Below are 18,923 nucleotides of genomic sequence, written 5' to 3' on the forward strand. Positions count from 1 at the left end.
TTGCCTGTCCGGCTCGCGGACCCGGTGGCCCCCGACCACCGGGTCCGCCCCGAGCACTGGCTCAACCGACCTGGCAGGGCAGGGTAGTTGCCGTATCCCCGCCGTCGCCGTTCACGACGTATCCGAAGGTGGCGCTCTGCCCCGGACTCAGTGAGCCGTTCCAGTCGGCGTTGTGGACCATCACGTCCTGGCCGCTGTAGGTCGCGTTGCCGTTCCAGAGGCTGGCGACCGACTGGCCTGCGGGGAGTGCCCAGTTGACCATCCAGCCGAGCATCGGGACGTCACCGGAGTTGGTGACGGTCACCTCGGACTGGTAGCCGCCCGGCCAGGTGCCGGTCGTGTGCCGGGTGGCCGAACAGACGCCGGGGACCGGGTCGGTGGGGTTGCCCGGGTCGTGAATACCCGTCACTTCGCCGTTGCCGCCGTCGAACACGACGTCCGAGCACGAGTAGAAGGTCTCCGTGCTGTCCGAGCGCTGCCACACCATGTAGATGATGTGGCGCCCGGACTTGTCCGCCGGAAGCTGCCCGGTCCAGGAGTAGTTGGCCTCGACCGTGCCCGGGGTGCCGTTGAGCGGCGGATGGTCGACCGTGAGGAACGGGGTGTCCTCCATGTCGTCCCAGGTGAGCGTCTTCGTCGGGTCGAAGCCGTCCTTGGTGACGTAGACGTAGAACCAACCCGGGTGCGCCGCCCAGGCGTTGTACGAGAAGTCGACCGTCGCGCCCGAGGTGAGATGCGTCAACGGCCAGTCGTCGCGCGGGAGGTTGAAGCCCGTGAAGTTCGGGTTGCCGCCACTGCACAACTCACCGTCCGGCACGAAGCCCCGGGTGCGGCCGGCGCCGTCGGAGCGCAGGACCGAGAACCAGTTGTAGAACGGCGTTGTCCCGCTGACCTGTTGGGCCGCCTTGCACGCCTGGTTGACCGGTTTGATCTCACCGGTGTCGGTGAGCGCGTCCTGCCAGCAGAGGAAGGTGCGGCTGCCGGGTTTCATGGGGGTGCCGTGGGCCTCCGCCCGGCCACCCGTGGCGAGGATCAGGGCCAGGGCGGGGACGGTGGTGAGCAGGGCGAGGAGGACGAGGAAGAGGGCTCGGTGGGGGGTGGGGCGCGGTAATCGCGGTGCGGAGGGGGGAGTTGGGGGTGATGTTGTCGTATGCATGACAGTTCTACGTCCCTTCGGTCGGCGGGTGCGAGGAACGTGCGGTGGTGCATGCGTGGGGTGGGGCGACCCGGCCACCCGGCGGGTTCCGGACCGCCGGGCGGGTGGGAGCGCTCCCACCCCACTTGTCCGTGAAGGTAGCGCGGACTCGGGGGGCTGTAAACGTCTGGTGGCTGCCGAAGTGGCGGTGGGGGTGGGGTTGTTCGGGGGCGGGTCTACTTGGGGCCGGGCTTGTTCGGGGCCGGAGCTGCCTGGGGTCGGGCCAGTCCGGGGCTGGCTTGCCTGAGGCCGGGTCCGCTTGGAACTGCGTCTCGTACGATCCCGGGATGATCGCAGTCGTCGTCACGGTCGCGCTGGCCTTCGCCGGGTATGCCGCCACGTATCTCAACGGGCTGCGGTTGACGCAGCGGCAGGAGCGGCTCGCCCGGGTCAATCGCCAACTCAGCGACTTCTACGGGCCGTTGTTCGCGCTGACGGAGGCCAACGCCCGCACCTTCGCCGCGTTCGTGGAGCGGCACGGCCGCGCCGCGGGCACCTCGCCCTTCAGCGACGCGACCCCGCCGACGGACGAGGAACTCGCGGAGTGGCGACTGTGGGTGACGACCGTCTTCCTGCCGGTGCTGCGCGAGATGCGCGAGCTCGTCGTGGGGCGGGCGGATCTGCTCAGGGAGCCGGAAATGCCGCCGCTGCTGCTGGAGTTGTGCGCGCACGCGGCGGGCTACGAGATCACCGTGGCGCGCTGGGCGCGGGGCGACTTCACGGAGCACCTGTCGCTGGTCGCGTTCCCGAGTGCGGAGCTGGCCGGGTATGCGCGGCGGGGCTTTGGTGAACTGAAGCTGGAGCAGGCGCGGTTGCTGGGTGGGCGTGCGGGCGGCGCCACAGCGGGTCCACAGGCGTGACCCGGTTTCTTGACTCAGTTTTGGCCAAACGGGTCATGTGGTGACCGACGTTCGAGCCTGTTCACTTGTGGTGTTCACGGGGTTGGTTCTTGAGGCTTTCTGAGTCTGGTGGGCGTTGCGATGGAGGAACAGCTCATGAGAAGACAGATCCGCGGCGCACTGGCCGCGTTCACCGGTGCGCTGCTGCTCACCATGGGGATCACCGTGTCCGGTGGCCATGCCGCGCGGGCCGATGACAACGGTGTCGGGCTCAAACCCGTGCTGGGGTGGAGCAGTTGGAGCTTTGTGCGGCGCAATCCGACCGCGCAGACCATCGAGGCGCAGGCGAAGGCGCTCAAGACCAGCGGGCTGGCGAAAAACGGCTTCGTCTACGCCAACGTCGACGACTTCTGGTACCAGTGCCCGGGCAGTCAGGGGCCGGACGTCGACCAGTACGGCCGCTGGGTCACCGACCCCGTCAAGTTCCCGCCGCGCGGCAGCGAGAACGGCGTCCAGGTCGTGGCCGACTATGTCCACTCCCTGGGGCTGAAGTTCGGCCTGTACGTCACGCCCGGCATCTCCCAGCAGGCGGTCGCCAAGAACACCGAGATCAAGGGAACCCCGTACCACGCACGGGACATCGCCACCACGGCGACGGAGAGCAACTACAACTGCGGCGGCATGGTCGGCATCGACTACACCAAGCCCGGAGCGCAGACGTTCATCGACTCGTGGGCCGGGCAGTTCGCCGGATGGGGCATCGACTACCTGAAGATCGACGGTGTCGGCACGTCCGACCAACAGGACGTCCAGGCCTGGTCGGACGCCCTGCATCACACCGGCCGGCCGATCCATCTGGAGCTGTCCAACAACCTCGACATCAACAACGCGGCCACCTGGAAGAAGCTCTCCAACGGCTGGCGCACCGGCGGCGACATCGAGTGCTACTGCGGTCCCGACGACAGCAGTTACCCCCTGACCACCTGGGCCTCCATCGCCTCCCGCTTCGACCAGGTCGCGGCCTGGGCACCGTACGGCGGTCCCGGCGGGTACAACGACTACGACTCCCTGGAGATCGGGAACGGCGCGAACAACGGCCTCACTCCGGACGAGCGCAGGACGCAGATGAGCCTGTGGTCGCTGGCCGCCTCTCCGCTCATCCTCGGCACCGACCTCACCCATCTCGACCCGGCCGACCTCGCGTTGCTCAAGAACACCGAGGTCCTCGCGGTCGACCAGGACGGCATCGACGCCAAGCGGATCTCCTCGGACATGGACTCCCAGGTGTTCGCCAAGACCGAGGCCGACGGGGATGTCGTGGTCGGTCTGTTCAACACCGGGTCGGCTCCCCGTGAAGTCGCCACATCCGCAGCCGCGTTGGGGCTGCACGGGGCGCACGACTACGCCCTGCGGGACCTGTGGAGCCACCGACTGACCGAGTCCTCGGGCCGGATCGCCGCCAATGTGCCCGCGCACGGCGTGGCTCTGTACCGGGTGCACGGCACTCATCGCACGGTGTCCGGCGCGGCTCCGGACGTCTCGTTCGGGCTCAACTGGGCGCCCGCGCCCAGTGACAGCACCACCCGTACCGTGACCGCGGTCCTGTCCGACAACGGGTCGCGGTCGATCACGGATGCCGACCTGACCCTCACCGGGCCGACCGGCACGAAGATCAGCACGCGCTCCGTGACAAAGGCCCGGACGATCCGTGGCGGCCACGCGCTCAAGGTCACCTACTCCGTGTCCATCCCGCCCTCGACGAAGCTCTTCGCCTCCAACGCCTTCCAGGGGACGGCGAGTTACCGCTTCCGGTCGCACGGGAAGACCCGCCTCACCGCCGGTGACACGATCACCGTCAACCACCAAGTCACCGCCCCGTACCGGACGTTCGCCTCCACCACCGCGAGCTTCAGCGAGTCCGGCACCCAACTCGGCATCCGGGCACAGGGTGCGGACCTGTACAACGGCACCAACGAGTACGGCTCTGTCTATCTGCCGGGTGCGGAGCACGACGGGTCGACCACCACGGTGAAGCTCAACTCGCAGTCGGACACGGATGTTTGGGCCAAGGCCGGGATCATGGTCCGCAACGACATCACCCAGCCGAACACGTCCCCCGGGTACGTGGCCCTCGTCGCCACCCCCGGCAACGGCTACCTCCTCGACTGGGACAGCGACGGCGACGGAAAGCTGGACTCGCAGGACTCCGCCGGGACCGCCGCCTACCCGTCGTGGCTGAAGCTCGTCCGTGACGGCACCAGCTACAGCGGCTACTACTCGACCGACAACGCCACTTGGAACCTGGTCGGCACCATCGACGTCCCGACCGCCGCGGCCACCCAGGACGTCGGCCTCACCCAGACGTCACACGCCTCGGGCACCACAGGCGAGGCCGACTTCGACTCGTTCACGACCACGCCGTAGGTCTACGGCTACGACGGCGATGCGCGTCCGTGCGGTGCTCGGTGCTTCTCTAGACCGGTGCCGTGCGGGCGCGCATCGTCGGTTCGACGGGCGGGAGTTCGGTGGCGGCCGCCGGGAGTTCGATGGTGAACTCCGTGCGGCCCGGGACGCTGGTCACGTCGATGCGGCCGCCGTGGGCTCCGGTGATCGCCGTCGCGATGGCCAGGCCGAGGCCGGAGCCGCCCTCCTTGCCGCCGGCGCGGGCGCGGGAGGCGTCGGCGCGGGTGAAGCGTTCGAAGACCGTGGGGAGGAGGGCCGGCGGGATGCCGGGGCCGTCGTCGCGTACCCGGATGACGACGGTACGGTCGGCGGTGGCCTCGACGCTCGCCGTGACCGTGGTGCCGACGGGTGTGTGCATCCGCGCGTTGGCCAACAGATTGGCCAGCACCTGGTGCAGGCGGGCCTCGTCACCGATGACCAACGCCGGTGCGTCCAGGGACAGTTGGAGCTGCCAGTCGTGGCCGGTGCCGGCCGCGCGCGCGTCCCACACCGCCTCGGCGAGCAGCGCCGCGAGGTCCACCTCGGCGGACTGCAGCGGCCGGCCCTCGTCGAGCCGGGCGAGCAGCAGAAGGTCCTCCACCAGGCCCGTCATGCGCGCCGACTCGGCGGTGACCCGGCGCCAGGCGAGGCCCGGTTCGATGCGGTCGGTGCCGCGGTTCATCAGCTCGGCGTAGCCCGCGATCGAGGCCAGCGGGGTGCGGAGTTCATGGCTGGCGTCGGCGAGGAAGCGGCGCATGCGTTCCTCGCTGCGGCGCATCTGCTCCTCGCTGCGCTGGCGTTCGGCGAGCGAGGACTCGACGTGGTCGATCATCCGGTTGAGCGCGGCTCCGACCTGGCCGGCCTCGCTGCCGGGGTCGGTGTCCCGCTCGGGCACCCGGGTGAGCGCGGTGACCTCGCCGTGGCCGAGCTGCGAGCGGGAGACCTCGACGGCGGTGGCGGCGACCCGGCCCAGCGGCCGTAGCTGCCGTCGGATGACGACCGCGCACAGGCAGCCCGCCGCGGTCAGTCCGGCGAGGGCGACGCCCGCCTCGACCGCCACCATGCCGCTGATCATGCCCTGCACGTCGTCCATCGGAAGGCCGGTGAGGACCCGGACGCCATCGCTGTCGAGGGCCGTGAGCCGGTAGGTGCCGAGGCCTGGCACGGTCCGGGTGTGCATCGCGCTGTCGGCGGTGACGCCCGCGAGGGCCGCGCGCTGGGTGGCGGTGAGGTTCTGGGGCGGGGCGTCCTGCCTGACGACGGCGGCGGCGATGATCGAGCCCTTGGCGTCGAACCGCGCGGCGAGCGTGCCGACAGCGTGGCCGTTCTCCATGAGGAACCCGAGGTCGCCGTCGAAGTCCGGGTGGTGCTGGGCCCCGCCCAGGCTGCGTTCGGCGGCGTTGCCGACCCGGTCGTCCAAGTTGCCGAGCAGATAGGCGCGTTGGACGAACACGGTGGTGAGGGCCATCGCGGCGCACACGACGACGAGGGTGGCGCTGATGAAGAGCAGAAGGCGGGTGCGGAGTGAACGGCCGTGCAGGCGGCCCCGGTTGCGGGTTCGGAGGTTCATCTGGCGTCCTCCACGGGCCGTAGGGCGTATCCCATGCCGCGCACGGTGTGGATCATCGGGGCCCGGCCCCGGTCTATCTTCCGGCGGAGGCTGGAGATGTAGACCTCGACGAGGTTGCCGCCGCCGTCGAAGCAGCTGCTCCACACCTGGTCGAGGATCTGGGCCTTGCTCAGCACCTGGCGGGGGTGGTCGAGGAACAGGGTGAGCAGGTCGAACTCCTTGGCGGTGAGCTGGACCGGCTCACCGGCGCGCCGGACCTCGCGGGTCTCGCCGGTCAGGACGAGATCGCCGAGGACGCGTACGGAGTCGTCGGCCGGGGTCCGTTCACCGCCCGCCCGGCGCAGCAGTCCGCGCAGCCGCAGCACGACCTCCTCCAGGGAGAAGGGCTTGGTGACGTAGTCGTCGGCGCCCGCTTCGAGGCCGTCGAGGCGGTGCTCGATCGCGTCGCGGGCGGTGAGCATGAGGACGGGGAGCCGGGGGTTCTCGTACCGGAGTCTGCGCAGCACCTGGATGCCGTCGAGGTCGGGCAGCATGCCGTCGAGGACGACGGCGTGCGGGGCGCAGGCGCGGGCGATCCGCAGCGCGCTGTGTCCGTCCGGCGCGGGGTAGGGCCGCCAGCCGGCCTCGGTGACCGCGACGGAGAGCAGCTCGGTGAGCGCGGGCTCGTCGTCGACGATGAGCACGCGTACTCGGCTGCCGCGGGACCCCGATGTGCCAGTCATGTCCCGATTCTGTCCCCGTCCGCTGAGGGAATCCTGTGTTCCACCTGAGCTGGAGCCGTGCGAACGGGCGGGGGCACGGGCAGGCGGCCTGCGCCGACCGGGCCGGTCGACCAGCCGTTTCTCCAACTTCCTTGGCCGAAGCGGGCGTTGGCACTCTTAGGCCACCTGATTCCCTTGAGTCGCCGTCGACCCCGCGCTCACTCTGATGACTGGCTTCCGCTCACCGGGCGGAAGCGTTTCCGCGTTCAGGGGAGGACGTCCACCCATGCGAAGACTCCACGCCCTGTGGGCCGTGGCCGGAACGGCCGGACTGCTCGCGGGGGCCATCACGCCCGCGACAGCCGCCGCCGGTTCCACGGCCTCCACCCACCTCACGGGCCCGAGCACCGCCCCACCGCAGACCGTCACCCTCATCACCGGCGACACCGTGACCCTCACCGCCGGACCGGACGGCAGGAACGCCGTCGACGTACGGCGCGGCAAGGGCCGCGAGGCCGCCACCTTCCTGTCCAGCGAGAAGAACGGCGAGATCAGCGTCCTGCCGGCGGACGCCGTCCCGCTCATCAAGGCGGGCCGCCTCGACCCGGCCCTGTTCAACGTCACCCAACTGGTCAAGCAGGGCTACACGGACGCGAAGACCGGCTCCACCCCGGTCATCGCGACGTACGGCAAGGGCACCGAGACCCCCGAGGGCACGCGTCGGACGCTGGCGCTGCCCGGGATCGACGGCGCCGCGCTCAGCGCGCGGAAGTCCACGGCCTTCTGGTCGGACATCGCCCCGGCCCTGGGCACCGCACCCACCGCGAAGGCGGCGAAGCAGCTCGGCGACGGCATCGACAAGATCTGGCTGGACGCCAAGGTGAAGGCGTCCCTCGACGTGAGCGTGCCGCAGATCGGCGCGCCCGAGGTGTGGAAGGCGGGCTACGACGGCACAGGCGTCGAGGTCGCGGTCCTGGACACCGGCGTGGACACCGGGCACCCGGACCTGGCCGGGAAGATCGCCGGCTCGGAGAGCTTCGTACCGGACGAGACGATTCAGGACGGGTTCGGCCACGGCACCCATGTGGCGTCCACGATCGTCGGCTCGGGCGCGGCCTCGGGCGGCCGGTACAAGGGGGTGGCGCCGGGCGCGCGGCTGCTGGTCGGCAAGGTGCTCGACAACACGGGCAGCGGTCAGGCCTCCTGGATCATCGCGGGCATGGAGTGGGCCGCGAACTCCGGCGCGAAGATCGTCTCGATGTCGTTGGGCGGTACGGCGTACGGTCCCTCGGACGTGCTCAGTGAGACCGTCGACCAACTGTCCGCGTCCACCGGCGCGTTGTTCGTGATCGCGGCCGGCAACGCGGGGCCGGGCGAGCAGACCGTGGGCACCCCGGGCATCGCCGACTCGGCGTTGACGGTGGGCGCGGTCGACAAGTCGGACAAGCTGGCCTCGTTCTCCAGCCGGGGTCCGCGCCCCGGCGACTACGCGGTCAAGCCGGAGATCACCGCGCCGGGCGTGAACATCACCGCGGCCCGCGCCGCCGGCACCAGTATGGGCACGCCGGTCGACGACAACTACACGACGGCGAGCGGCACTTCGATGGCGACGCCGCATGTGGCGGGTGCCGCGGCGCTGGTGGTGCAGGCGCACCCGGACTGGACCGGCGAGCAGATCAAGGAAGCGCTGGCCAGTACGGCGAAGACGAACGCCGACGACTCCGTGTTCGAGCAGGGCGACGGCCGGGTCGACGCCGTACGGGCGGTCGAGCAGGACGTCTTCGCGACCTCGGCGCTGAGCTTCGGCAGGTTCGAGGACGGCGACAACGGTGTCGTCGGCAAGGACATCACGTACACCAACACCACTGACAGTCCGGTGGAGTTGAAGCTCTCGTCGTCACTGCCCGACCTCGCCCTGAGCGCCGACTCGGTGACCGTGCCCGCGCGGGGCACCGCCACCGTCTCCGTCGGCGTCGACCCCGCGAAGGAGACCGAGGGCCGGTACACGGGCCATGTCACGGCGACCGCCGACGGCGGTGTCCAGGTCACCACGGGCGTCGGCTTCGAGAAGGCGCCGAAGACGTACAGCCTCAAGGTCTCGATCGTGGACCGCGAGGGCAACCCGTCCACCGGGGCGTCGCTCTACACGCTCCAGGAGCTGAACGGCGCCTACCCCGACGAGTACGGCTTCCTCGGCACCGGCGCGACCTGGCGGGTGCCGGCCGGCACCTACTCCATCGCGACCTGGATCCCGGACCGGGACGGGGGCGGCCTGGCCGTCGGCACGTCGGTCGTCGGCAACCCGGAGATCAAGGTCGACGGGGACACCGCGGTCGTCCTCGACGCCCGCAAGGCGGTGGAGATCAAGCCGAAGACCAAGCAGGACTCCGAGTTCCGGGGCTTCAGCACCAACTGGCACCGGGAGGGGCCGGGCAGCGCGTGGGGGCTCACCTACAGCCAGGGCTTCTGGACCGATCACGTCTATGTGGCGCCGACCCCGCGGGTGACCGTGGGGACCCTGGAGTTCTCCGCCAAGTTCCGGCTGTATGCGAAGGAGTTGACGGCGAGCGTCACCGGCCCGGAGAAGACCTCGCTGTCGTCGCTCTACTACTCCCAGACGTACAACGACTTCCCGTTGAAGATCAGCGGTGACCACAGAGTGCAGGCGGTGGACGCGGGCGGCGGTACCGCGGCCGACTTCGCGGGGCTCGACGTCAAGGGCAAGGTGGCGGTGGTCGGGCTCGGTGCCACGGAGCGGGCGCAGAGCGCGCTGGACAACGCGACCGAGGCCGGGGCGGGTTACCTCATCGCCTACCGCAAGACGCCCGGTTTCTGGATCGAGGCCGTGGACCGGGCGACCACCGTCCCGCTGATGATCGCCACCGGCGAGCAGGGCGCCGGGCTGGCCGCCCTGCTGAAGACCGGCCGGAAGGTCACGCTGAAGCTGAGCGGCACGCCGGTCAGTCCGTACGTCTACAACCTGCTCGCCGCACAGAGCGGCGCCATCAGCGCGGACCAGACCTACCGCCTGGACAGCTCCAACACCGTGAAGCGGAAGGCCCGTTACTACGGAGCCACGGCCGGCGAGATGGGAGCGGACACCCTGTACACCTTCCGCCCCTGGCAGCTGTTCGGCATCGACACCAGCGTGTCCACACAGCTGGGCACGGAACGCGACGAGTACTACTACGTCGACCCGGACACCCGCACCTGGCATGTCGTCTATCCCAACTGGAAGGCCTACAAGGGCGAGTGGAGCCCGCTGCGGACCTTCACCGAGGCGGCCACCGAACCCACCGAGGACTGGCTGCGCCAGGTCGTCCGGCCCGGAAGCAGCGAGGAGTACGGGCTCTCCGAACGCACTGGTGACGAACTCACCTTCTCGATACCGGAGTTGACCGACTCCACGCCGGGCCACTACGGATCTGTCGACGGCGTCGACAGCACGGCGCAGGGCAGGCTCTACGCGGACGGGCAGTTCGTCGGCGACTCGACGTTCGGTGGGTACGGCGTCTTCGACGTCCCGGCGGCCACGTCCTCGTACCGCTTCGATCTGGACGTGCAGCGCAAGGCGGCATGGGCCGCGTACTCCACGAGCACACACACCGAGTGGACCTTCGCCTCGGCGCACACCGACTCGGCGACGGCCCTGCCCCTGCTCACCGTCGGCATCGCCCCGAAGGGCCTCGATCTCCTCAACCGGGCCGACGGCAAGCGGGAGTTGACGGTGGGGCTGCCGGTCGCCAACCAGTCGGGGAGCGTCCGGGCGAGCAGTCTCAAGGCCTGGGTCTCCTATGACGACGGCACGTCCTGGAAGGCGGTGCGTGTCGAGAAGGGCGAGGCGCGGTTCAGGCCCGCGAAGGGCGCCGCGTCGGTGTCGCTGCGCGTGCGGGCCGCCGACCGCGACGGCAACGGGATCGACCAGACCGTACTGCGGGCGTTCGGCCTGAAGTGAGCCTGCGGCGAACGGATGGGCCGAGCCACTGTAAGGATTCTTAACAAAGAACCCCTACCGTGGCGAGTCATGGTGAACACGGCACAGGATCCTGCACGACAGTCCCCTGCCGCGAGCCCTTGGGCCGCGGTGGGGGTCTCCGCCTTCGACGAGTTGGTGTACCGGTCGATTCTCCACCAGCCGGACGCCGGCGCGGTCGGCTGGGCGCTGCTGAGCGGGGTGACCCCGGCCGAACTGCGCGAGGCCTGCAATCGGCTGCTCGCGCTGGGACTGCTCCAACCCCCGGACTCCATGGGCGGGTTACGGGCGGTCGACCCGCGGGTGGCGGTCCGTGCGCTGATCCGACGGCGCGAGACGGAGTCCGAACTGGTCGCCGCCACCGCCGAGGAGATGGCCACCGCGTACGAGGCGGGGCTGCTGCGCGAGGAGCCGTCCCGGCTGATCGAGGTCGCCTCCGGCGAGGGCGCCATCGCGGCCCGCCTGGAGGAGATGTACGCCCGCGCGGAGCACGAGGTGTGTCTTTTCGACACCCCGCCCTATCTCGCCCCGCCCGCGCCGCAGGTGGACCTCCAGGCCGATCTGCTCAAGCGCGGGATCGTCTCGCGCGGCATCTACGCCGCGACAGCCCTGGAGGATACGAACGCCCTGTCCCGCGCCTGGAACATGGTCGAACTAGGCGAACAGGCCCGGGTGTTGCCGTCCGTGCCGCTCAAACTGCTGGTGGTCGACGGGCGTCGGGCCCTGCTCCCGCTGACCTCGTCCGAGGCGGGCGGCTATTGCGCCGTCGTCGTATGGCACTCGGCGGTGACCGAGGCCCTGCAGAAGCTCTTCGAGCTGGCCTGGCAGCAGGCGACTCCGCTCGGCCGGCCCGCCGGGAACGGTGAACTCTCCGAGGACGAGCAGGCGTTGACGCGGCTGCTGGCGGCCGGGCTGAAGGACGAGGCGGTCGCCCGCCATCTGGGGGTCAGTCTGCGCACGCTGCGGCGGCGGGTGAGCGACCTTCAGGAACGGCTCGGGGCGTCGAGCCGCTTCCAGCTCGGGCTGCGGGCCGCTCAGCGGGGCTGGCTGTAGCGCAACGGCGGAGGGCCGCACCCCCGTCGCCGGGGATGCGGCCCTCAACTGCCGTACCGGAGCCGCTAGTTGCGGATCAGGTTGCGCAGCACGTACTGCAGGATGCCGCCGTTGCGGTAGTAGTCGGCCTCGCCGGGGGTGTCGATGCGGACGACCGCGTCGAACTCCACGCCGGTGTCGGTGGTGACCTTGACCGTGCTCGGGGTGGTGCCGTCGTTCAGCTCGGTGATGCCGGCGACGGAGAAGGACTCCTCGCCGGTGAGGCCGAGGGACTCTGCGGTCTGGCCCGCCGGGTACTGGAGCGGGACGACGCCCATGCCGATGAGGTTCGAGCGGTGGATGCGCTCGTAGGACTCGGCGATGACGGCCTTGACGCCGAGGAGCGCGGTGCCCTTGGCGGCCCAGTCGCGGGACGAGCCGGAGCCGTACTCCTTGCCGGCCAGGATGACCAGCGGGATGCCCTGCTCGATGTAGTTGCGCGAGGCGTCGTAGATGAAGGAGACGGGGGCGTCGGCCTGCGTGAAGTCACGCGTGAAGCCGCCCTCGGTGCCCGGCGCGACCTGGTTGCGCAGGCGGATGTTGGCGAAGGTGCCGCGGATCATGACCTCGTGGTTGCCTCGGCGGGAGCCGTAGGAGTTGAAGTCACGCCGCTCGATGCCGTGCTCGGTGAGGTACTTGCCGGCCGGGGTGTCGGCCTTGATGGCACCGGCGGGCGAGATGTGGTCGGTGGTGACCGAGTCGCCGAGCTTGGCGAGGACGCGGGCGCCGGCGATGTCGGAGACCGGGGTGGTCTCCATCGTCATGCCCTCGAAGTACGGGGGCTTGCGCACGTAGGTCGACTGCGCGTCCCACTCGAAGGTGTTGCCCTCCGGGATGGGCAGCGCCTGCCACTGGGCGTCGCCCGCGAAGACGTCGGCGTAGGACTTGTTGAACATGTCCTCGCCGATGGAGTTGGCGACGACGTCGTTGACCTCGGCCTCGGTCGGCCAGATGTCCTCGAGGTAGACCGGCTTGCCGTCCTGGTCGACGCCGAGCGCGTCCTTGGTGATGTCCACCTTCATGGAGCCGGCGAGGGCGTACGCGACGACCAGCGGCGGGGACGCCAGGTAGTTCATCTTGACGTCCGGGTTGATCCGGCCCTCGAAGTTGCGGTTGCCGGAGAGCACCGAAGTGACGGCCAGGTCATGGTCGTTGACGGCCTTGGAGACCTCCTCCGGCAGCGGGCCGGAGTTGCCGATGCAGGTGGTGCAGCCGTAGCCGACGAGGTTGAAGCCGACCTTGTCGAGGTAGGGGGTGAGCCCCGCCTTGTCGAAGTAGTCGGTGACGACCTTGGAGCCCGGGGCGAGAGTGGTCTTGACCCACGGCTTGCGGGTCAGGCCCTTCTCCACGGCCTTCTTCGCGACGAGCGCGGCGGCGACCATGACGTACGGGTTCGAGGTGTTGGTGCAGGAGGTGATGGCCGCGACCGTCACCGCGCCGTGGTCCAGCTCGTAGGTCGAGCCGTCGGGGGCGGTCACCGTGACCGGGTTCGACGGGACGCCGTTGCTGGCGGCCGGGGAGTCGGAGGCCGGGAAGGACTCCTTGCCCGCCTCGTCGTCGTCGGAGACGTAGTTGCGTACGTCCGACTTGAACTGCTCGGAGGCGTTCGCGAGGACGATGCGGTCCTGCGGGCGCTTCGGCCCTGCGATCGACGGGACGACCGTCGCGAGGTCCAGCTCCAGCTTCTCGGAGAAGTCGGGCTCGGCGGCCGGGTCCAGCCAGAGACCCTGCTCCTTGGCGTACGACTCGACGAGCGCGACCTGCTGCTCGTCACGGCCGGTCAGGCGCAGGTACTTCAGGGTCTCGTCGTCGATCGGGAAGATCGCGGCGGTGGAACCGAACTCCGGCGACATGTTGCCGATGGTGGCGCGGTTCGCGAGGGAGGTGGCGGCGACGCCCTCGCCGTAGAACTCGACGAACTTGCCGACGACGCCGTGCTTGCGGAGCATCTCGGTGATCGTGAGGACCAGGTCGGTGGCGGTGGTGCCCGGGGTCAGCTCGCCCGTGAGCTTGAAGCCGACGACGCGCGGGATGAGCATCGACACCGGCTGGCCGAGCATCGCGGCCTCGGCCTCGATGCCGCCGACGCCCCAGCCCAGCACACCGAGGCCGTTGACCATCGTGGTGTGCGAGTCGGTGCCGACCAGGGTGTCGGGGTACGCCTGGCCGTTGCGCACCATGACCGTGCGCGCCAGGTGCTCGATGTTGACCTGGTGGACGATGCCGGTGCCCGGCGGGACGACCTTGAACTCGTCGAACGCGGTCTGGCCCCAGCGCAGGAACTGGTAGCGCTCGCGGTTGCGGCCGTACTCCAGCTCGACGTTCTGCGCGAACGCCTCGTGGGTGCCGAACTTGTCCGCGATGACGGAGTGGTCGATGACCAGCTCGGCCGGCGCGAGGGGGTTGATCTTCGCCGGGTCGCCGCCCAGCTCCTTCACGGCCTCACGCATGGTCGCGAGGTCCACCACGCAGGGCACGCCGGTGAAGTCCTGCATGATCACACGGGCCGGCGTGAACTGGATCTCCTGCGACGGCTGGGCCTGCGAGTCCCAGGTGCCGAGGGCGCGGATGTGGTCGGCGGTGATGTTCGCGCCGTCCTCGGTGCGGAGCAGATTCTCCAGCAGGACCTTAAGGCTGTAGGGGAGCCGGGCCGAGCCCTCCACCTTGTCCAGGCGGAAGATCTCGTACGACTCGTCGCCCACCTGCAGCGTGCTGCGGGCGTCGAAGCTGTTCGCCGACACGACAGTCTCCTTCATTGATGTGCGCGTTCCCACCGCATCCTGCCGCTACGACGTCTTGGCCGATCCGCTAAGGTAAGGCTAAGTTAGGCAAGCCTTACTGCTGGATCGGCGGAGTGTGCGGCTGCGGTGCACCTCGGCAGATATCTCGATGTCGAGATAACTCTAGTACATGGGGGCGGGATGGTCATGCCCGGACCCGTCCGCGCGCGAAAACCGGTGGAGCCGACGCGTCGTACGTCCGTACCGTCCTCGGGGTGACCTATCTGAGCCCGCTCGGCTATCTGCTGGGACTCGAGGGTGCCGCCCTGCTGCGCGGCTTCCGGGAACGAAGCGCCGACCAGGCCTTCGTCGAGGCCCGGATCGCCGGGATCCGCAGGCTGCTGGACACCCCGGAGCTCGCCGATGCGGAGGGCGTCACCGCGGTCCCGGGCGCGATCAGCACGGCCGACGTCTATCAGGGCTGGGCGCCGTACTACGACGACGCCGGCAACACGATGATCGACGTCGAGCAGCCCGTCGTCCAGCGCATCCTGGACGGCCTGCTGGTCGGCACCGCACTGGACGCCGCCTGCGGCACCGGCCGGCACACCGCCCATCTGCACCGGCTCGGTCATCGCGTGACCGGCGTCGACGCCTCCCCGGAGATGCTCGCGCGGGCCCGGGAGCGGCTGCCGGACGTCGACCTCCGCCAGGCCGATCTGCGTCAACTGCCGCTCCCCGACGATGCGGTCGACACGGTCGTCTGCGCGCTCGCGTTGACCCACGTCCCCGATCTGGCGGTCGTGCTGGCCGAGTTCGCGCGAGTACTGCGGCCCGGCGGGCATCTCGTGATCTCGGACGCGCACCACCTCGTGCCCTGTCTCAGCCCCACCCTCCCCCGGCGCCCCGGCCCGGACGGCCGCCCGACCCTGCTCACCGAGTACCACCGCCCGCTCAGCGCGTACCTCACGGCCGCCCTCCCCCTCGGCTTCCAGGTCCGGCACTGCGAGGAACCCCGCCGACCGCGCCGTTCCCTCGATCCCGGCGCCGCCCCTGACCCGCTGCCCACGTGGATGTCCTGGGACCTCCTGCACTGGGATCCCGAGGCGTCCGCCGCCGCACTGGACGACTCGCCGGTCGCGGTCGTCTGGCACTTCCAGCTCGGAGACAGCGGGGAGGACTGAGCAACTCCCGTTCGTCCTCGGATGATTGGCCGACTTCGGGGTACCCGGTGCCAGACGAAAGGGGGCGGGTATGCCGCTCACGTTCCGTAAGAGCTTCCGGATCCTTCCCTGGCTTCGGCTGAACATCAACAAGGGGTCCTTGTCGTTCACGACAGGTGGCAAGCGCGGCCCGCGCTACACGCGCAGCACCTCGGGGCGCCGTACGACATCGATGAACCTGCCCGGGCCCTTCGGATGGCGCAAGACGCGCACCAAGAAGGACGACTGACAGCGACTGACGGCGCCGCTGACCCGTCGTCACCCGAATGGACCCCCCAGGAGGCGCCATCTCATATCTGAGATAACCTCGGCCTCATGGCAGACGACTACCTCGTACGTATCGGCAAGCTCATCCGTGACGCCCGGCAACATCGGGGCTGGACACAGACGCAGCTCGCCGAGGCGCTCGGCACCAGTCAGAGCGCCGTCAATCGCATCGAGCGCGGCAACCAAAACATCAGCCTTGAGATGATCGCTCGAATCGGTGAAGCCCTGGACAGCGAGATCGTCTCTCTGGGCTACGCCGGTCCGATGCATCTGCGGGTGGTCGGCGGGCGCCGGCTGTCCGGCGCGATCGATGTGAAGACCAGCAAGAACGCGTGCGTGGCACTGCTGTGCGCCTCGCTCCTCAACAAGGGGCGCACAGTGCTGCGCCGGGTCGCGCGGATCGAGGAGGTGTACCGCCTTCTGGAGGTACTCGGCTCGATCGGCGTCCGCACCCGCTGGATCAACGACGGTGTCGACCTGGAGATCGTGCCGCCGGCCGAGCTGGAGATGGAGTCGATCGACGCGGAGGCCGCGCGCCGGACCCGCTCGATCATCATGTTCCTCGGCCCGCTGCTGCACCGCATGGACAGCTTCAAGCTGCCGTACGCGGGCGGTTGCGACCTCGGTACGCGCACGATCGAGCCGCACATGATCGCACTGCGCCGGTTCGGCCTGGACATCGCCGCGACCGAGGGGCTGTACCACGCGCAGGTCGACCGGGCCGTCTCCCCCGACCGGCCGATCGTGCTGACCGAGCGCGGCGACACCGTCACCGAGAACGCGCTGCTGGCCGCCGCCCGCCACGAGAGCGTCACGGTCATCCGCAACGCGTCCTCCAACTACATGGTCCAGGACCTGTGCTTCTTCCTGGAGGCGCTGGGCGTCAAGGTCGAGGGCATCGGCACCACCACGCTCACCGTGCACGGCGTGCCGACCATCGACGTCGACGTGGACTACTCCCCCTCCGAGGACCCGGTCGAGGCGATGAGCCTGCTGGCCGCCGCCGTCGTCACCGAGTCGGAGCTGACGGTCCGCCGGGTGCCCATCGAGTTCCTGGAGATCGAGCTCGCGGTCCTGGAGGAGATGGGCCTCGACCACGACCGCACCCCCGAGTACGTCGCGGACAACGGCCGTACGCGCCTGGTGGACCTGACGGTCCGGCCCTCCAAGCTGGAGGCGCCGATCGACAAGATCCACCCGATGCCGTTCCCCGGCCTGAACATCGACAACGTGCCGTTCTTCGCGGCGATCGCGGCGGTCGCGCAGGGCCAGACCCTCATCCACGACTGGGTCTACGACAACCGCGCGATCTACCTCACGGACCTCAACCGCCTCGGCGGCCGGCTCCAACTCCTCGACCCGCACCGGGTGTTGGTCGAGGGCCCGACCCGCTGGCGCGCCGCCGAGATGATGTGCCCGCCGGCGCTGCGGCCTGCCGTGGTCGTCCTGCTGGCGATGATGGCCGCGGAGGGCACGTCCGTGCTGCGCAACGTGTACGTCATCAACCGCGGGTACGAGGATCTGGCGGAGCGGCTCAACTCGATCGGGGCACAGATCGAGATCTTCCGCGACATCTAGCCCCAACACGGGACATCCGGGCGGGACTTGGATGTCCAAGGGTGTCCGGGGTGCCGCCGTGCCTCACGGGTGCGGCGGCACCGCCGTGTTCAGCGGGTGCTCCACTTCTGGTTGTCCTGGCCGTTGCAGTCCCAGAGCTGGAGCCGGGTGCCGTTGGCGGTTCCCTGGTCCTTGACGTCCACGCACTTGTTGGCCTGCGGATTAACCAGGTCGTTGCTGGAGTTGAGGCGGAACTGCTGGGCCGGGTTGCCGCTGCACACCGCGATCTGGATCACCGCGCCGTTCGCCGACGAGCCCCAGGCGACGTCCATGCACAGGCCCATCGAGCGGATCGTGCCGTCCGAACGGAAGTCCCACTTCTGCCAGTTCTTGCCGGTGCAGCTGTTGATCTGCAGCGGCGAACCGTCGGCGCCCTTGTGACCCACCATCTCGATGCACTTGTTGGAGGCGTGACCGTAGATGGTGGTGCCGGGCGCGGCGACCACCGTCTTGGTGGCGGTGACCTTGGTCGTGGTGGTCTTCTTCGAACCCCCGCCGGAGGACGCCTTCTTGGGTGCCTCGGCGGAACTGCCCGCGATCACTCCGGCACCGGATCCCGCACCGGCGGCCGCCGCTCCCGCGCCGTTCTTCACCTTGTTGTTCTTGCCGCCGCTCGGGTGCGAGGGGGTCGCCTTCGGCGAGGTCGGGTCCGGGCTGGCCGAACCGTAGGCGCCGGCACCGCTGTCCGTCGTCGCCCCGTTCAACACCGTTCCCGCGTCGGCCACTTGGTCCGACGGCTTCGAGTCCGAGCTCGACCTGCCGAGCAGCCCGGACACCAGGAACGGCACGCCGATCAGCAGCGCGCCGGCTATCGCGGCTCCGGCGAGCAGGCCTCGGGAGGGGCGGCCGAAGGCGGGGGCCGCGGCGGCGGTGTCCTCGCCGGTGTCCGAGCCGGATCCGCTCGCGGCTTCGGCTGTCGCGGATGCGGCCAGGGCGTCGGGGCCCGGGTCGGGGTCGGCGTGGGTGTCGGGTGCGGCTCCGGCGGTCGCGCCCTCGTCGGCGCCCACGGCGGCTTCCGCGGTGGGGAGTTGGGCCGCCGCGGCGGGCTGCGCGGGAGGCGTGAGTGCCGCTTCCGCCTTCGCCGCGGTCTCCGGGGCGCCGGTGCCGGCGGCCGTCGTCTCGCCGCTGGTCGGCGGGAGTGCCGCCGCTTCGGTCTCGGGGGCGCCGCCCGCGGTGGTGTCCGGGGCCGGAGTGGGCTCCGCCCCGCCCGTCGCTGCCTGGTGCTGCGGGCTGTTCTTGCCGGACATGCTGGTCCTTCCAGAAAGGTGATCGGGTGACGACCGG

Annotated in this window: 12 protein-coding genes; 7 read left to right on the forward strand and 5 right to left on the reverse strand. The window is 69.9% G+C overall.

The genetic code is table 11. The features are described from left to right. Nucleotides 1–61: 61 nt before the first annotated feature. Nucleotides 62–1,156: a lytic polysaccharide monooxygenase gene (locus tag OG504_RS14810; RefSeq protein ID WP_405990260.1), complete on the reverse strand. Its 1,095-nt coding sequence runs from the start codon at nucleotides 1,154–1,156 to the stop codon at nucleotides 62–64. Nucleotides 1,157–1,482: 326 nt separating this feature from the next. On the opposite strand from OG504_RS14810, the gene OG504_RS14815 reads away from it, so the two are divergent. Next, nucleotides 1,483–2,055, forward strand: coding sequence for a hypothetical protein (locus tag OG504_RS14815; protein ID WP_405990261.1), 573 nt, complete (start codon nucleotides 1,483–1,485; stop codon nucleotides 2,053–2,055). Between the two features lie 135 nt (nucleotides 2,056–2,190). Then, a complete protein-coding gene (locus tag OG504_RS14820) occupies nucleotides 2,191–4,458 on the forward strand; it encodes an NEW3 domain-containing protein (RefSeq protein ID WP_405990262.1) in 2,268 nt (755 codons plus the stop codon). Between the two features lie 49 nt (nucleotides 4,459–4,507). Here OG504_RS14820 and OG504_RS14825 read toward each other — a convergent pair whose 3' ends face one another. Beyond that, a complete protein-coding gene (locus tag OG504_RS14825; protein WP_405990263.1) occupies nucleotides 4,508–6,046 on the reverse strand; it encodes a sensor histidine kinase in 1,539 nt (512 codons plus the stop codon). Beyond that, a complete protein-coding gene (locus OG504_RS14830; RefSeq protein WP_405990264.1) occupies nucleotides 6,043–6,768 on the reverse strand; it encodes a response regulator transcription factor in 726 nt (241 codons plus the stop codon). Before OG504_RS14830 ends, OG504_RS14825 begins: the two co-directional genes overlap by 4 nt. 265 nt (nucleotides 6,769–7,033) lie before the next feature. On the opposite strand from OG504_RS14830, the gene OG504_RS14835 reads away from it, so the two are divergent. Together OG504_RS14835 and OG504_RS14840 are read left to right on the forward strand one after the other, a co-directional pair. Next, complete coding sequence (locus tag OG504_RS14835; RefSeq protein WP_405990265.1) at nucleotides 7,034–10,702, forward strand: S8 family serine peptidase; 3,669 nt, start codon at nucleotides 7,034–7,036, stop codon at nucleotides 10,700–10,702. 69 nt (nucleotides 10,703–10,771) lie between these two features. After that, nucleotides 10,772–11,773 carry a response regulator transcription factor gene (locus OG504_RS14840; RefSeq protein ID WP_405990266.1) on the forward strand — a complete coding sequence of 334 codons (1,002 nt, stop codon included), beginning with the start codon at nucleotides 10,772–10,774 and terminating at the stop codon, nucleotides 11,771–11,773. 65 nt (nucleotides 11,774–11,838) lie between these two features. On the opposite strand, the gene acnA is transcribed toward OG504_RS14840, so the two are convergent. Continuing rightward, nucleotides 11,839–14,553 (reverse strand): aconitate hydratase AcnA, encoded by a 2,715-nt coding sequence (gene acnA, locus OG504_RS14845; RefSeq protein ID WP_405990267.1) that lies wholly within the window; start codon nucleotides 14,551–14,553, stop codon nucleotides 11,839–11,841. 254 nt (nucleotides 14,554–14,807) lie between these two features. Here acnA and OG504_RS14850 point away from each other — a divergent pair, with 254 nt between their 5' ends. The 3 genes from OG504_RS14850 (at nucleotide 14,808) to OG504_RS14860 (ending at nucleotide 17,600) form a co-directional block, all read left to right on the forward strand. Continuing rightward, the gene (locus OG504_RS14850; protein WP_405990268.1) at nucleotides 14,808–15,716 is read left to right on the forward strand and encodes a class I SAM-dependent methyltransferase; all 909 of its coding nucleotides are present in this window, start codon (nucleotides 14,808–14,810) and stop codon (nucleotides 15,714–15,716) included. Nucleotides 15,717–15,786: 70 nt separating this feature from the next. Continuing rightward, nucleotides 15,787–15,984: a DUF4236 domain-containing protein gene (locus tag OG504_RS14855; RefSeq protein WP_266773474.1), complete on the forward strand. Its 198-nt coding sequence runs from the start codon at nucleotides 15,787–15,789 to the stop codon at nucleotides 15,982–15,984. A gap of 86 nt (nucleotides 15,985–16,070) precedes the next feature. Further along, nucleotides 16,071–17,600 carry a UDP-N-acetylglucosamine 1-carboxyvinyltransferase gene (locus OG504_RS14860; RefSeq protein WP_033285059.1) on the forward strand — a complete coding sequence of 510 codons (1,530 nt, stop codon included), beginning with the start codon at nucleotides 16,071–16,073 and terminating at the stop codon, nucleotides 17,598–17,600. 89 nt (nucleotides 17,601–17,689) lie between these two features. On the opposite strand, the gene OG504_RS14865 is transcribed toward OG504_RS14860, so the two are convergent. Continuing rightward, nucleotides 17,690–18,886, reverse strand: coding sequence for a ricin-type beta-trefoil lectin domain protein (locus tag OG504_RS14865; RefSeq protein ID WP_405990269.1), 1,197 nt, complete (start codon nucleotides 18,884–18,886; stop codon nucleotides 17,690–17,692). Between the last annotated feature and the right edge of the window lie 37 nt (nucleotides 18,887–18,923).

Source organism: Streptomyces sp. NBC_00986 (assembly GCF_045162565.1).
Taxonomy (GTDB): Bacteria; Actinomycetota; Actinomycetes; order Streptomycetales; family Streptomycetaceae; genus Streptomyces.